Source organism: Caballeronia sp. LZ003 (genome assembly GCF_031451465.1).
Taxonomy (GTDB): domain Bacteria; phylum Pseudomonadota; class Gammaproteobacteria; order Burkholderiales; family Burkholderiaceae; genus Caballeronia.
Map to the genome: position 1 here is coordinate 1,441,807 of NZ_JARUXJ010000001.1, position 14,715 is coordinate 1,456,521.

Here is a 14,715-nt window from a genome sequence, read left to right on the forward strand (position 1 = left end):
GTCTGCTCTCGTTGACGAGGAACCGCGAGAGTGGCGCTTTTCCGCGTGTTCGCTTGAACACGGCAAGCGCCGCTTAATGCCGCTTTTTACCTACGATGTCACTGTGAGCATCGAGCAATTGCCAGCAATTGCCAGATGCTTCGGTTCCACGCAGCGCCTGCAATGGCACTTCACGTACTCGCCAAATGCGTCGCGAACGTCGCCGGGTCCGTGTTGGTTCCGCACAGCAACACGCCCACGCGCTTGCCTTGCAGACGCTCGCGCAACGGTCCGAGCAGCGCAGCGGTCGCCGCCGCGCACGCCGGTTCCACAGCCAGCTTCAGTTCGTTGAACAACTGCCGCATGCCGTGCCGCAACGCGTCGTCCGATACGGTGACGATCTCGTCGATATGTCGCCTGCACAGTTCATAGCTGTATTGTTCGGTATGCGGCGCCATCAATGAATCGGCGATGCTGTGCAGGGAACTCAGCTTGATCGTGTGATTGGCGGCGAAGCTGCGGCTCATCGCATCCGCGCCTTCCGGTTCCACGCCATAGACATGCAGCGAAGGGTTGGCGAGACGCATGGCGGTCGAAACGCCGGCGGACAGCCCGCCACCGCCGATTGGCAGGATGACCGCATCGAGATCCGGCGCCTGCGACGTCCACTCGTAACCGAGCGTCGCCGTGCCCAGCACCGTTCGATAACCATTGAACGGATGCACGAAGAAGCGTCCTTCCTCGGCCTCGATGCGCCGCACGATCTCGAAGGCCTCGATCACATTTTCCGCCAGCACGACTTCCGCGCCGAAGCGCCGGCAAAGCGCGATGCGCGTCGGACTGGCGTTCTTCGTGATGACCACCTTCGCGCCCGCTTCCATGCGCTGCGCCGCGTAAGCCACCGCGACCGCATGATTGCCCGCCGACACGCACGTCACGCCTGCCGCGCGTTCGCTGTCGGTGAGCGCGAGGATGTTCGAGAACGCGCCACGCGCCTTGAACGTGCCGCTTGCCTGCAGCAGCTCGAACTTGAACGTGACGGGCGTGCCTTCGAGCGTCGGAAAATCGTGCCGCTCGAAGATCGGCGTGCGCGCTACCCAGGGCGTGAGCGCCATATGCTGCTCGGCGATCTCGTCGAGGGTCGGAATGGGCGTGCCGTCGATCGTATGGTCGGAATGCGTTGCTGTGGACATGGCTCGATGGATCGTACGACGGTCGATGACTAGCGCGCCTGGGCTTCGACCGACATGCTATGGATGAATTTGCCGAGAAACGCTTCGCAAGCGACGAGTTGGTCGAGCGACACGTATTCGTTTGCCTTGTGCGCCTGTTCGATGTTGCCCGGTCCGCACACGATGCTCGGCACGCCCGCAATCGCGAAAAGTCCCGCTTCGGTGCCGTAAGCGACCTTGCGCTTCTCCTGATTCTCGGTGAGCGCGCGCACGAGTTGCGTGATGGCGGCCTGCTCGGTGGCGTCGAGTCCGGGCGCGGCGGCGATCTTCGAAAATTCGATGGCCGCGTTCTCGTGCTCCTTCTGCATTTTCGGCAAGAGCGTGTCGCGCGCGAACGCTTCGATGCGCTTGAAGATAGGGTCCGGGTCGATGGTCGGCAAGTTGCGGAATTCGAAGTCGAAAGTGCATTCCGCGGGCACGGTGTTGAGCGCGTTGCCGCCCTTGATCGTGCTCGTCTGCGCGGTGGTGAAGGGTACGTCGTAGAACTCGTCGAACGGGCCCTTGGCGCGGAATTCATCGGCGACGTCGCGAATGAAGCAGATGAGGCGCGCGGCGTACTCGATCGAATTCAGCCCCTTCGGCGTAAGCGACGAATGCGCCGCAAAGCCACGCACGCAGCAGCGGAACGCGTTGATGCCCTTGTGCGCGATGACCGGGCGCATGGAAGTCGGTTCGCCGACGATACAGCCATCCGGATTGACGCCGCGCTTTTGCAAGTCGGCGATCATGAGCGGCGCGCCCGCGCAGCCTACTTCTTCATCGAACGAAAGCGCGAAGTGGATCGGCTTGGCGAGCTTTGTCGCCTGCATCTTCGGCAGCATTGTGAGCGCCGCGCCGATGAACCCCTTCATGTCGCAGGTGCCGCGACCATAGAGCAGACCATCGCGGATTTCGGGCTTGAAAGGATCGCTTTTCCAGTTTTGACCGTCGACCGGCACCACGTCGGTGTGTCCCGACAGCACGATGCCGCCGTTCGTCTGACCGTCGTGCGCGGGCACCGTGGCGAAGAGATTGGCCCACTGGCCGCGTGAATCGGTCGTGATGCTGGCTTCGACACCCGCCTTGCGCAGTTCGTCGCGCACGGTTTCAATGAGGCCGAGGTTGGGATTGCGGCTGACTGTATCGAAGGAAACGAGACGTTCGATCCAGGGTAAGGATTGAGGCGTGGCGGAGGTCGTGGCTTGTTGCGCCTCAGCGGCGATTTGGGACATTTTTCGCTCCTGCGGGGTAGAAGCCGATCATAGCCGAAACCACGCTTGCTGACCTTCTGGTCAATATATGCGCTGCGGCATGGCTCCCGTCACTGCCTTTCAATGAGCGGCAATGACGGGGTGCGTCGGGCGGGGCGCTTGACCCTTCTTCCGGTCGATGCGCGCGCCGTGTCTCCCGTCGATACCAACGCGCCGGATGAACCTAACGCGCCACGGCCGCCGACTGCCGCACCGGCGCGCCGAGCGCGCGCAACGTTTCCTTCACCGTGGCAATGCGCACCGCGAGATCGGGGCTGCGCGTTTCGATGCGCAACTTGTCCTGTCCCGCGAGCTTGATGTGCTTGTTCTTCTGCACCATCTCGATGATCTTCATGGCATCGACAGGCGGATTCGGCACGAACTGCAAGCCGATGGAACTCTCGTTGGCGTCGATCTTCGAGATACCGAGCGGCTTCGCCGCAAGCCGCAACCGATGCGTCTCCACGAGCGCATGCGCTTGCGGCGGCAACTTGCCGAAGCGGTCGACGAGCTCTTCGAGAATGCCGTCGATGGCATCGCTCGATTCGCAGTTCGCAAGCCGCTTGTAGAGCGAAAGACGCTCTTGTACGTCCGCGCAATAGTCGGCGGGCAAGATGGCCGGTGCGTGCAGATTGATCTCGGTCGTGGCGGCGAGCGGCGCGTTGAGATCCGGCTCGCGGCCTTCCTTCAGTGCGCGCACGGCGTCGTTGAGCATATCGGTGTAAAGCTGAAAACCGATCTCGTGAATCTCGCCCGATTGCTTGTCGCCGAGCACTTCGCCCGTGCCGCGAATCTCGAGGTCGTGCATGGCCAGATAGAAGCCCGAGCCGAGTTCCTCCATCTGCTGAATGGCTTCGAGCCGGCGCTGCGCCTGCTTGGTCAGCGACTGCGGGTCGTGCACGAGCAGATACGCATAAGCCTGATGGTGCGAACGCCCGACACGCCCGCGCAGTTGGTGCAGCTGCGCGAGTCCAAACTTGTCCGAGCGATGCATGATGATGGTGTTCGCGCTCGGCACGTCGATACCCGTTTCGATGATGGTCGTGCACAGCAGCACGTTCGCGCGCTGGCCGACGAAATCGCGCATCACGCGTTCGAGTTCGCGCTCGTGCATCTGGCCGTGCGCCACGGCAATGCGCGCTTCGGGCACGAGTGCTTCGAGCATGGAACGGCGATTCTCGATGGTTTCCACTTCGTTATGCAGGAAGTAGACTTGCCCGCCGCGTTTCAGCTCGCGCAGCATGGCTTCGCGAATGACGCCGTCTTCCTCGCGCCGCACGAAGGTCTTGATGGCAAGGCGCTTCTGCGGCGCGGTCGCGATCACGGAGAAGTCGCGCAGGCCTTCGAGCGCCATGCCGAGCGTGCGTGGAATGGGCGTCGCGGTGAGCGTGAGTACATCCACTTCCGCACGCAACGCCTTGAGCGCTTCCTTCTGCCGCACGCCGAAGCGATGTTCCTCGTCGATGATGACGAGCCCAAGCCGCTTGAACTTCACATCCGACGACAACAGCTTGTGTGTGCCGATGACGATATCCACACTGCCTTCGTTGATCTGCGCGATCGACTGCGTGACTTCCTTCGAACTCTTGAAGCGCGACAGTTCGGCAATCCGCACGGGCCAGTCGGAAAAGCGGTCGGTGAAGGTCTGCGTATGCTGTTCGGCGAGCAGCGTGGTGGGGGAAAGTATCGCCACTTGCTTGCCCGCCATCACCGCGATGAACGCCGCGCGCAATGCCACTTCCGTCTTGCCGAAGCCGACATCGCCGCACACGAGCCGATCCATCGGCTTGCCGCTCGTCATGTCGCCGATGACCGCGGCAATCGCGGCGCCCTGGTCGGGCGTTTCCTCGAAGCCGAAGCTCTCGGCGAACTTCACGTAGTCGCGTGGATCGAGCTTGAACGCGTAGCCTTCGCGCGCGGCGCGGCGGGCGTAGAGGTTGAGCAGTTCGGCTGCGGTATCGCGAATCTGCTGCGCGGCCTTGCGTTTGGCTTTTTCCCATTGGCCCGAACCGAGCGTGTGGAGCGGGGCGCTTTCGGGATCGGCGCCGCTATAGCGCGAGATCACATGCAACAACGCGACGGGCACGTAGAGCTTGGCGTCGTTCTGGTATTCGAGGTGCAGAAATTCGGTTTCGCCTTCGCCGAGGTCCATGGACACGAGACCCATGTATCGGCCGATGCCATGCTGCGCATGCACCACCGGATCGCCGATTTTCAATTCGGCGAGATCGCGCACCATCGAATCGACATTGCTCGCCTGTTCCTGGCGGCGGCGTCCGGCGCGGCGCGCGAGCGGCCCGTAGAGCTCGGTCTCGGTGACGATAGACAGCTTCGCTTCCGGCAACGAAAAACCGTTCGCGAGCGGCGCTATGCCGAGCGTGAATTTGGCATCCGCGCCGAGCCATTCCTGGAACGTGTCGCGCAGTTCGCCGCGCAAGCCGTTATCGACGAGCAATTGCTGGATGGCTTCGCGCCGTCCCGCCGATTCCGCGACCAGCATCACGCGGTTTTCGGTCTGCTCCAGATAATGGCGCAGCGCGAGCAACGGTTCGTCCGCGTGGCGGTCGATAGCAAGCCCTGGCAGCGGCACGGCCCAGCCGCCTTCGGGCGACGCCGGGAACTTCAGTTGCGCGAATGGCTTGGCGAACGTGAAAAAGTCGTCGTCGCTGAGAAAGAGGCGGCGCGGTTCGAGCAAAGGCCGCTCGCGATCATGCGAAAGAAAGTTGTAGCGCTGCTTCGTGTCGGCCGTGAAGCGTTTGATCGCGGCGTCCATGTCGCCGACGAACGCGAGTTGCGAGTTCTCCGGCAGATAGTGAAAGAGGGTTGCGGTGTCGTCGAAGAAGAGCGGCAAGTAATATTCGATGCCCGCCGACGGCACGCCGCTGCCGATGTCCTTGTAAATCTGCGAGCGGCTCGGATCGCCCTCGAACACTTCGCGCCAGCGGCTGCGAAACGCGGTGCGCGCGGCTTCGTCGAACGGAAATTCGCGGCCCGGCAAGAGGCGCACGTCGCGCACGGGATACAGGCTGCGTTGCGTGTCGGGATCGAAGGCGCGGATGGAATCGACCTGATCGTCGAACAAGTCGAGGCGATACGGCAGCGGCGAGCCCATTGGATAAAGGTCGATCAGCGAGCCGCGCACGCAATATTCGCCGGGACGCACGACCTGACTCACGTGCTCGTAACCCGCCAGCGTCAACTGCGCCTTGAGCTTGCTTTCGTCGAGGCGCTCGCCCTGCGTAAACGAAAACGTGTAAGCCGCGAGAAACGACGCGGGCGGCATGCGATAAAGCGCCGTGGTCGCCGGCACGAGCAGGATGTCGCAACGTCCTTCGCCCAGATCGTGCAGCGTCGCGAGACGCTCGGATACGAGGTCCTGATGCGGCGAGAACGTGTCGTACGGCAGCGTTTCCCAGTCCGGCAAGAGACGCACGCGGGCATCCGGCGCGAAATAGGGGATTTCGGTTGCGAGGCGTTGCGCATCGACCGCGCTTGCGCAGAGCACCGTCAAGAGCCGCACGGACTCGCGATTAGCCGTGTAATAACGCGCGATGGCGAGGGCATCGGATGAACCGGGCGCGCCGTCGAAGACAAAGCGCTGACCCGCTTTCACGAGCGGGATGGGAGAACTGGACTGCGCGTTGACGGCTTTCGAGGACATATATATGCAATTAACCGTCGGCTCTTTCGCCCTCTTCGAGGACGCGCCGGACGTGGTCGCTAAAGACCTATTATAAAATCCGGGCTCCACTTTGACCTGGCTCAGTGATCTGCCCGTGACTACGACTGCAAATTCGTCAAATGCGCCGTCTACTGCGCCAACGATTTCACCCGCCACTACCTCGCGCCTGTTCGCGCTGATTCCGTGCGCCGGCAACGGCAGCCGCTCCGGCGCACCCATGCCGAAGCAATATCAGACCGTCGCGGGCCGCCCGATGCTTGGTTACACGTTATCCGCCTTCGACGCGTGTTCCGAATTCTCGCAGACCCTCGTCGTACTTGCTCCCGACGATCATCACTTCGATGCGCGCCGCTTTGCCGGCCTGCGCTTCGCGGTGCAGCGCTGTGGCGGGGCTTCACGACAGGCATCGGTGTATAACGGTCTCGTCGCGCTGGCCGATTTCGGCGCACGCGACGACGACTGGGTGCTCGTCCACGACGCCGCGCGTCCCGGCATCACGCCGGAACTGATTCGCAAGCTCGTCGGCGCCCTGCGTCACGACGCCGTGGGCGGCATTCTCGCATTGCCGGTCGCGGATACGCTGAAACGGGTCGCACCGAGCATGCCCGATGCAGCGGATGACCACCCGCGTGTCGCCCGCACGGAATCGCGCGACGGGCTCTGGCAGGCGCAAACGCCGCAGATGTTCCGCCTCGGCATGTTGCGCGAAGCGATCGAACGTGCGCGTCACGACGGTCACGATCTCACGGACGAAGCGAGCGCAATCGAATGGCTCGGCCATTCGCCGCGATTAGTTCAGGGCAGCCTGCGCAACTTCAAGGTGACCTATCCGGAAGACTTCGCGCTCGCGGGCGCGATGCTCGCCACGAAGGCCTGACGGCTCCGACACACACTTTCTACAGCAAGGTTGCATCGATGGATTTCAGAATCGGACAGGGATACGACGTACATCAGCTCGTCGAGGGCCGCCCGCTCATCATCGGCGGCGTGACGATTCCCTACGAACGCGGCCTGCTCGGCCATTCGGACGCGGACGTGCTGCTGCACGCCATCACCGACGCGCTCTTCGGCGCGGCATCGCTCGGCGATATCGGCCGGCACTTTCCGGATACCGCGACGGAATTCGCCGGCGCCGACAGCCGCGTGCTGCTGCGCGAAGCGTTCAAGCGCGTGTCGGAAGCGGGTTTCGCCATCGCCAATATCGACAGCACGATCATCGCGCAGGCGCCGAAGCTCGCGCCGCACATCGAGGCGATGCGCGCGAATATCGCGGAAGACCTGGACTTGGCCGTCGATCGCGTCAACGTGAAAGCGAAGACCAACGAAAAGCTCGGCTATCTCGGCCGCAAGGAAGGTATCGAGGCGCAGGCCGCGGTGCTGTTGCGGCGCACGTCGATCGATAGTTGAAGTCGAACGCCACGCGCGCGTGGCGTCAAGGGCTTACTTCGCCTCGGCCTCGATGGCGAGCGCCACCGCGTTGATCACGGCCGCGATGCGCCCGACATCGCGCAACTGGGTCGTCGACATGCCTTCGGTGACGAGATTCTGGTAGTGCGACTTCACGCAGAAGTGACACTTGCCGATGATCGACGCCGCGAGCGCGTACATCTCGAAGCGCCGCTTGTCGACGCCGCCGTGCGATGCATACGCGTTCATGCGCAGTCCAGCCGGCTGCGTCTTGAGATCGGCGTTGTCGGCCATCTCCAGGTACGGATACCAGACATTGTTCATGCCCATCAGCGCGGACGCCGTGAGCGCGGCATTGACTTCTTCCGGCGCCATGACACCCGACTCGCGGATGATATTCACGATCTTCGTCGCCTTCGCGGCATACGCGGCGGCGAGCGCGACGCCGACCGCGTCGTTGCCTTCCAGCGACGAACGGGCGATCGTCCCGTCGACATTCAGGCGAATGTCTTTCGCGTAGTCCGGCACCAGCTCCTTGATCGATGACAGGAATTCCATGCGTTCTCCTTATTCGATGGCGTCAATAAAGCCCGCCGGCTTCCAAGCGGGCGCTCGAAAGAGGGCGGGCTACGGGCGTTGCCTCAGGCGCTTAAAGGCTCGTGCGATCAGAGCGTCGAGCCGCCGACCGCGCGATTGCACGGGCAGAGTTCGTCCGTTTGCAGGCCGTCGAGAATACGCAGCACTTCTTCTGGATTGCGGCCGACGTTCAGGTTATTGACCGAGACGTGCTGAATGACGTTGTCGGGATCGACGATGAATGTCGCGCGCAGCGCCACGCCGGCTTCCTTGTCGCGCACGCCGAGCTGGTCGATGAGTTCGCCCTTCACGTCGCCGAACGAGTAGTGGTTTAGCTTGTTCAGGTCCTTGTGCTCACGACGCCATGCGAGCTTGACAAACTCGTTGTCGACGCTGCCGCCGAGCAAAATGGCGTCGCGGTCTTCGAAGTCCTTTGCCAGCTTGCCGAACTCGACGATTTCAGTCGGGCAGACGAACGTGAAGTCCTTCGGGTAGAAGTAGATGATTTTCCACTTGCCCGGAAACGACTGCTCGGTGATTTCTTCGAATGCCGACTGGCCGTTTTCTTCGTGGTGATTGAAACCCGGCTTGGCAGCGGTGACGGTGAATGCTTCGACTTTATCGCCAACGGTCTTCATGCAATGACTCCTGTGTTCGTTGAAAGGACAAACGCAAAATGAGGCTACTGAATCTTCGTAACGCGGACATGAAAACAATCGTCATGCCATCGCGCTGCACAAATCCATATTAAGCGTATCACTAAATCGAAGCAATAGTATTTGACTATAACTTCAAATAGTTTTTGACGAATTTCCAGGAAACGCGGGAGGTGTCAGACGCCGTCGAAACGTGCGCCTTTCATCACCGGGAAATCGATGGTGACTTCGAAGCCCGCAAGCGGCGTGCGATTGCGCAGGCGCAACGTGCCGCGCTGACGCGAGACGAGCCGCTGCACGATCGCCATGCCGAGACCCGTGCCGTTCGCTTGCGTGCGCGCGGCATCGACACGATAGAAGGGCCGTGTGATGAGCGCGACCTGATCGTCGGGGATGCCGCGGCCTTCGTCCATCACCGAGAGTTCGACCTTGCCGTGCGTGACGCGCGTAAGCACGGTGATCCGCGCGATGTCGTCCTGTTCGCTGCGCCCGTACTTGCGCGCGTTTTCGAGCAGATTGCCGACCACGCGGCGCGCATCCGTCGGGTCGCCTTCGATCACCGCGCCGGGCGCGAGGTCGGTGCGCATCACGACGCCTTCGTCGGCCTGGAAGCGCGCGACGAGTTCGCTCGCGATCATCGAGAGATCGACGGCCTCGGGCATGCGCTGCATCGGCCGCGCGTAGTCGAGGAAGCGCCCGATGATCATGTCCATCTGTTCGATGTCGTCGATCATCGCGAGCTTGGTGGCTTCGTCCGAAGGGCTCATTTCGGTTTCGAGCCGCAAACGCGCGAGCGGCGTGCGCAGATCGTGCGAAATGCCCGCGAGCATCAGCGCGCGGTCCGCTTCGAGCTGTTCGAGGTCTTGCACCATCTGGTTGAAGCTTCGATTGGTTTCCGCGGCGACGCCCATGCCGCGCTCCGGCAAGGGCTCGGGCGATTGTCCCGAACCGACCTTGCGCGCGGCGAGCGCCAGTCGCGCGAACGGCCGGTTCACGAGACTCGTGATAAACGCCGCGCCGAAGAGCGACAGCGCGAGCGCGAAAACGCCCCAGCCGGCCCATTGCAGACCGGTGACGGTATCCAGTTGATCGCGGTCGAGCGCAACCCAATAGTCGTCGTCGTCGATCTTGAAGCTGATCCACACGCCGGGAATCTCGTTCACGGATTGCGCGATGATCGTGTCGTTGCCAAGGCGTCCGCGCACATCGCGCTCGATCAGACGGTTGAGCGATTCATCCGGCTGCAGGCGATATTTGTCGGTGGTCTCGCGCGGATACACGCGCACGCCTTCGTTGCTCTCCAGGTCCTGCAGGAGCGCGCGACGAAGATCGGGATCGGAATAGAGCAGGGCCGTGCGCGTGAGCTTGACCACGGCGACGAGCTGAAGCGCCACGCGCTGCGCGCGCGGCTCCCGCTCGATCACTCGAAAGCTCTGGAACCATGCCGTGAGACTGACCGCGATGAGCAGCGCGATCAGCGCGAAGGTTCGCCAGAACAGGCCGCCGAACGCAAGCGCCAGTAGCCGCCTGTCGATGCGCATGGGTCTATCGGGTTCGGCTCGATGGAGGAAAAAAAGCGTGGCGGACTCGCGTCAAAGCATGAGGCATCAGGCCGCGCCGTCGGGAATGAACACGTAGCCCAGGCCCCACACCGTTTGGATGAAACGCGGGCTGCTCGGGTCCGGCTCGATCAGCTTGCGCAGGCGGGAAATCTGTACGTCGAGACTGCGGTCGAACACTTCGTATTCACGGCCGCGCGCGAGTTCCATCAGCTTTTCGCGCGAGAGCGGCTGACGCGGATGCCGTGCAAACACCTTCAGCACCGAGAATTCGCCCGTGGTCAGCGGAATTTCCTGGCCGTTCTTGGTAAGCGTGCGCGTGGCGAGATTCAGCGCGAATTCACCGAACTCGAATACCTCGGTGGTTTCGGACGGCGCACCCGGCAACTCCGACGGCGTTTGGCGGCGCAGCACCGCGTGAATGCGCGCGACGAGTTCGCGCGGGTTGAACGGCTTCGGCAAGTAGTCGTCCGCGCCCATTTCCAGACCGACGATGCGGTCCACGTCCTCGCCCTTCGCCGTCAACATGATTATCGGCGTGCGGTCGTTGCTTCCGCGCAGCCGGCGGCAGATGGAAAGACCGTCTTCGCCGGGCAGCATGAGGTCGAGCACGAGCAGATCGAAGCGCTCGCGCACCCAGAGTTTGTTCATCGACGGCGCGTTTTCCGCGACATACACGTTGAAGCCTTGCTCGCCCAGATAACGGCGCAGCAAATCGCGCAGGCGCGGGTCGTCGTCGACGACGAGAATTTTGGATGGGTTCTTGGTTTCCATGGCGGCATCTTAGCGCGTTTGTTCAATCGTCGAGTTTGTAACAAAAGCGAGTGTAACAGTCCGTTACAAAATTTACGGCGACTGTGGCACGCCCAAAAGGTTCTATGCGTACACTCCCTTACCTAAGCCCGCCATTCGGTAGATACTCCATTAGACCAGCGCGTCATTTGGCCGGACCAAGCCTTTTGAGACGTGCGCTAAAAGAATGAGGCTGTCCGGTTGTCGAGCAACGAAGGGAAAAACATGTTGGGAGCGCGGCAACGCGGACCCGTGCGCGTCGAGCGCATCTTCAAGCTAACGCTTCTCGCCAGCGCGCTCTGCGCCATCTTGAGCACGCACCATGTTTTCGCCCAGACGCCGGGCTTCGCGCGTCCCTCGACCGCTTTCGACACCACGTCCGACACCCGGCCGAATCGCTTCGACGGCCGTATGATTCGCGCGCAGCAGCGCTCGTCCAAGACCGGCAATCTTCCCGACCGCGACACCAAAGCCGCCACGATGCAGCCTGTTCAGCAGGTCGATCAGGCACCGCCCGCGCGTCCTCCGCGCCATACCGTCATGACCGCCGATGAGCGGCGCCTCTTGCGTCAACATATCGAAGAGGCCGTCCGCGATCTCTACAAGCGTTGAGCGCGAGCCGCGATGAACCGACGCCGCTTCATGCAGATCGCCGGCGCGCTTGCAGGTGGCGCGAGCGCGGACGGATTCGCCACGGCGCGTGCGCGACGTTCGATCAAGACGTTGGTGCTCGTCGAACTCAGCGGCGGCAATGACGGCCTCAACACGGTTATCCCGCTCAACGATGATCGCTATCGCGCGCTCAGGCCGACGCTTGCGATCCCGCGCGAGCATGCCTTGCATCTTAATGAGCAAACCGGGCTGCATCCTTCCTTGCTCGCGTTGATGCCGGCTTGGGAAACGCGCGAATTCGCCATCGTCCAGGGCGTGGGTTATGCGAGCTCCAGCCGCTCGCATTTTCGCTCGCGCGAAATCTGGGATACGGCTTCGAGCGCCGCCGAATATCGCCGTGATGGCTGGCTTGCGCGTTCGGACGCAACGCGTGCGAGCGTCGTTGGCACGGCGGAGGCGGGGCCTTTCGCAAATGCCAGCCGCGCGGTCGAATGGATCGGGCAGGCACGCGCGTCGTTTGCCGCTTCATGCGATGCGGCGTCGCGTTTCATCGTCGGGCGCGCTGAACGTGACAAGGTCGCGCTCGTGCGTCTTACGCTACCGGGGTTCGATACGCATGAGCATCAGGCGGCCAAGCACGCGCGTGTGTTGGCGCAGCTTGCGGACGGGCTCGCTTCGTTGCGACGCGCGTTGATCGCGTCGGGCGACTGGCGCAGCACGCTTGTGATGAGTCATTCGGAGTTCGGGCGCTCCGCTCGTGAAAACGATGCGCGAGGCACCGATCACGGCGCGGCCGCACCACAATTTGTGTTGGGTGGAAGCGTGAGCGGCGGGCTGTATGGGGCAGCGCCACGTTTGGATGACTTGGACGTCGATGGCGGCGTGAGCGTCGGCATCGACTTCAGGCGGGTTTATGCGACGGTTCTGAGCGCGTGCGCGGAGCTCGAATCGGTGGCGAGCCTGGGGCCGTCTTCGGACGCGCTGCCATTGATTCGTGCGTAGACGTTATTGCTATGTTCTAGCGGTCTTCCGTTTCCGGCTCGCGCCATTGAAGAGCCGCCGCTCACGCGTTCGACCCGATCGCTAGCCGCATTGGGCCTGCTGCGCAAGCGCTGCGGTTTATTCGCGTGCATTGGCCGTTTGCAGACACGAATGGCGGAGGCGGTATTCACGAGCGCCTTCGAATCGCGGTGACGACGTCAGCCCGTTGCGACCCGCGTCCAATCGACGCGCCGAAGAATCAACAGCAATGAAAAGCGCTGTCCACGCACCTATCGCGTTCGCCAGGTGATCCAGAGCTTTCGAATTGGCGTTAGCGCTATCCGCTGATGCAGCACCTGAAAACCCTCGCGCTCGATCTCGTCGAGCAGCGCAAGCGACAGCGCCGCCTGCGAGCGCAAAACGCGTTGCGATGAACGCTCGGCCGGCGGTATTGCGGCAAGCGCATCTTCGAGCGCACGTCGGGCGCGTTCGGTCTGGAAGCGCATCAGTTCCGTGAAGCTATCGCTGTATTTGCGATTGATGATGTCCGCCGCCGTCACGCCGAAGCGCTGCAGTTCGTCGATAGGAACGTAGATGCGTCCATGTCGCGCGTCGTCGCCGATCTCCTGCACGCGCTCGGCCAGCAACAGCGCCGAACCGAGCGGCGCCGCCCACGACGCGGCTTGCGCCGGATCGCGCGCGGTCGCACGCGCGACCGCCGTTCCGAACGCGCCGCCAGTCTGCTCCAGATAGCGACGCAGTCCTGGCCAGTCCAGATAGCGCGCCTGATCGAGATCCATGCCGAAGCCATCGATCAGCGCGCGGCCCGCATCTTCGAGCACGGGTTGCGCCGCGGACGGCGCGTGCGCCAGCAAGGCTTTCGTCACGGGATGCGTGGGTTCACCGGCATCGAGCTTGCCTAGTTCGTTTTGCCACCACGCGTGCTTGGTCCGCCCGATGGTCGGGTCGCTCGTTTCCTTCACGGTCTCTTCGAGTTCGCGCCGCAACGCATAGAGCGCGCTCAAAAGCGGCTGACGCGCCGTGGGCGCGCGACGGAGCGCGTAGTAAGTGCCCGAGCCTTCGGGCGCGGCTTTTTGCTGGCAATAATCGTCGAAATTCACGAACTGAGCTTGTGGGGTAGGCCAAGTAGGGCGGGGCGTCCGGCTTTGATTGTTCTGACGCATGAACGTGACGCGACGCCTATTTTATCCGCCCGCGAAAGGCTCCGCTGCCAGGCGCGGCGAACGTCTTCCCGATGCACGGTGATCGACGCGGATGTGCGCCGACCCACCGACGCCGTTTTCGCGCCGCGCAACACTGGGCGCTCGTGAACGAACCGCGCGCGCACCGGAGGCTGCCATGGCCCTCAGCAAGGCCGAGAACAAGCAGTTTGGAGACAGATGCCTGCCGTTTCTCCTGAGAAGCGTGGCAAGCGATTTCGGCTTCGATTTTCGAGTGTGTCCGCGTCAGATGCACGTCTCGCCGACCATGGGACTGCACATCACGGCCAACCGAGCCAGCGATGCAAAGCTGTCTTATCCGCTGAACGTTTTCGTGTTCCTGCCGCCATCTAGCGTGCGGCAGTTTCTGTCGCATATCGACAGGCCGATTGCGGCAGCGCAAGCAAGCGAAAGGATGCCTGACGAGATCAGGAAGCTGATGGGGCAATCGGGTATCGATTTCGCCGGACGCTCGCAGGCCAAAGGCGAAGTGGTCATGGTGGAGTTGGGCGGCGTGTCCGTCTGACGATGCACGCTGCGGCTTCTTGCACTCAATCGCGCGCCGCAATTTGACGAGCCGCGCCGGAGGAGACGCTTTGAACCGTGAACAGATGCGTGAGCCGTGAATCGTTCGCTGTCGGGTGGCTCACAACAGACGCGACTATCTTCGAACCCGGCAACAATCGACGTCGAGGATTCCTGAAGATTCAATGCTTTCCCTGAGCCAAAATCACGCCCCTAGAAAGCTGTCACGGATTTTCCCAGACATCACCAGACGAATGCGTTAGAA

Annotated in this window: 13 protein-coding genes; 5 read left to right on the forward strand and 8 right to left on the reverse strand. The window is 62.5% G+C overall.

Annotated features, from left to right (window positions below; genetic code table 11):
- Positions 1–170: 170 nt before the first annotated feature.
- From QCE79_RS06310 to mfd, 3 genes are all read right to left on the reverse strand, one after another.
- Positions 171–1,172 (reverse strand): threonine/serine dehydratase, encoded by a 1,002-nt coding sequence (locus tag QCE79_RS06310; protein WP_309842749.1) that lies wholly within the window; start codon positions 1,170–1,172, stop codon positions 171–173.
- Positions 1,173–1,201: 29 nt separating this feature from the next.
- Positions 1,202–2,422 (reverse strand): acetylornithine deacetylase, encoded by a 1,221-nt coding sequence (gene argE, locus QCE79_RS06315; RefSeq protein WP_244827938.1) that lies wholly within the window; start codon positions 2,420–2,422, stop codon positions 1,202–1,204.
- A 202-nt stretch (positions 2,423–2,624) separates the two neighbouring features.
- Entirely contained in the window at positions 2,625–6,101 is a 3,477-nt protein-coding gene (gene mfd / locus QCE79_RS06320) for a transcription-repair coupling factor (RefSeq protein ID WP_244827937.1), read from the reverse strand.
- A 238-nt stretch (positions 6,102–6,339) separates the two neighbouring features.
- Here mfd and ispD point away from each other — a divergent pair, with 238 nt between their 5' ends.
- Positions 6,340–6,999 (forward strand): 2-C-methyl-D-erythritol 4-phosphate cytidylyltransferase, encoded by a 660-nt coding sequence (gene ispD, locus QCE79_RS06325; RefSeq protein WP_284507717.1) that lies wholly within the window; start codon positions 6,340–6,342, stop codon positions 6,997–6,999.
- A gap of 38 nt (positions 7,000–7,037) precedes the next feature.
- Positions 7,038–7,529, forward strand: coding sequence for a 2-C-methyl-D-erythritol 2,4-cyclodiphosphate synthase (gene ispF / locus QCE79_RS06330; RefSeq protein ID WP_244827936.1), 492 nt, complete (start codon positions 7,038–7,040; stop codon positions 7,527–7,529).
- 33 nt (positions 7,530–7,562) lie between these two features.
- Here the strand turns inward: ispF and QCE79_RS06335 are convergent, their stop codons facing one another.
- The 4 genes from QCE79_RS06335 to ompR form a co-directional block, all read right to left on the reverse strand.
- Positions 7,563–8,087, reverse strand: coding sequence for a carboxymuconolactone decarboxylase family protein (locus QCE79_RS06335; RefSeq protein ID WP_244827935.1), 525 nt, complete (start codon positions 8,085–8,087; stop codon positions 7,563–7,565).
- Positions 8,088–8,194: 107 nt separating this feature from the next.
- Positions 8,195–8,743, reverse strand: a complete 549-nt coding sequence (locus QCE79_RS06340; protein ID WP_244827934.1) for a peroxiredoxin — start codon at positions 8,741–8,743, stop codon at positions 8,195–8,197.
- A gap of 194 nt (positions 8,744–8,937) precedes the next feature.
- On the reverse strand, positions 8,938–10,302 hold the full coding sequence (locus tag QCE79_RS06345) for an ATP-binding protein (protein ID WP_244827933.1): 1,365 nt from the start codon (positions 10,300–10,302) through the stop codon (positions 8,938–8,940).
- Positions 10,303–10,368: 66 nt separating this feature from the next.
- Positions 10,369–11,094, reverse strand: a complete 726-nt coding sequence (gene ompR / locus QCE79_RS06350) for a two-component system response regulator OmpR (protein ID WP_008349770.1) — start codon at positions 11,092–11,094, stop codon at positions 10,369–10,371.
- A 270-nt stretch (positions 11,095–11,364) separates the two neighbouring features.
- On the opposite strand from ompR, the gene QCE79_RS06355 reads away from it, so the two are divergent.
- Positions 11,365–11,724 carry a hypothetical protein gene (locus QCE79_RS06355; protein WP_309842755.1) on the forward strand — a complete coding sequence of 120 codons (360 nt, stop codon included), beginning with the start codon at positions 11,365–11,367 and terminating at the stop codon, positions 11,722–11,724.
- 12 nt (positions 11,725–11,736) lie between these two features.
- Positions 11,737–12,726: a DUF1501 domain-containing protein gene (locus tag QCE79_RS06360; RefSeq protein WP_309842757.1), complete on the forward strand. Its 990-nt coding sequence runs from the start codon at positions 11,737–11,739 to the stop codon at positions 12,724–12,726.
- Positions 12,727–12,995: 269 nt separating this feature from the next.
- Here QCE79_RS06360 and QCE79_RS06365 read toward each other — a convergent pair whose 3' ends face one another.
- On the reverse strand, positions 12,996–13,826 hold the full coding sequence (locus QCE79_RS06365) for a squalene/phytoene synthase family protein (RefSeq protein WP_244827930.1): 831 nt from the start codon (positions 13,824–13,826) through the stop codon (positions 12,996–12,998).
- Between the two features lie 238 nt (positions 13,827–14,064).
- On the opposite strand from QCE79_RS06365, the gene QCE79_RS06370 reads away from it, so the two are divergent.
- The gene (locus tag QCE79_RS06370) at positions 14,065–14,451 is read left to right on the forward strand and encodes a hypothetical protein (protein WP_309842761.1); all 387 of its coding nucleotides are present in this window, start codon (positions 14,065–14,067) and stop codon (positions 14,449–14,451) included.
- The last annotated feature ends 264 nt before the right edge of the window (positions 14,452–14,715 follow it).

Coding starts and splice junctions, on each gene's coding strand:
- QCE79_RS06310 (WP_309842749.1), bottom strand. CDS start 1,172: ATGTCCACAGCAACGCATTCCGACCATACGATCGACGGCACGCCCATT.
- argE (WP_244827938.1), bottom strand. CDS start 2,422: ATGTCCCAAATCGCCGCTGAGGCGCAACAAGCCACGACCTCCGCCACG.
- mfd (WP_244827937.1), bottom strand. CDS start 6,101: ATGTCCTCGAAAGCCGTCAACGCGCAGTCCAGTTCTCCCATCCCGCTC.
- ispD (WP_284507717.1), top strand. CDS start 6,340: ATGCCGAAGCAATATCAGACCGTCGCGGGCCGCCCGATGCTTGGTTAC.
- ispF (WP_244827936.1), top strand. CDS start 7,038: ATGGATTTCAGAATCGGACAGGGATACGACGTACATCAGCTCGTCGAG.
- QCE79_RS06335 (WP_244827935.1), bottom strand. CDS start 8,087: ATGGAATTCCTGTCATCGATCAAGGAGCTGGTGCCGGACTACGCGAAA.
- QCE79_RS06340 (WP_244827934.1), bottom strand. CDS start 8,743: ATGAAGACCGTTGGCGATAAAGTCGAAGCATTCACCGTCACCGCTGCC.
- QCE79_RS06345 (WP_244827933.1), bottom strand. CDS start 10,302: ATGCGCATCGACAGGCGGCTACTGGCGCTTGCGTTCGGCGGCCTGTTC.
- ompR (WP_008349770.1), bottom strand. CDS start 11,094: ATGGAAACCAAGAACCCATCCAAAATTCTCGTCGTCGACGACGACCCG.
- QCE79_RS06360 (WP_309842757.1), top strand. CDS start 11,737: ATGAACCGACGCCGCTTCATGCAGATCGCCGGCGCGCTTGCAGGTGGC.
- QCE79_RS06370 (WP_309842761.1), top strand. CDS start 14,065: ATGGCCCTCAGCAAGGCCGAGAACAAGCAGTTTGGAGACAGATGCCTG.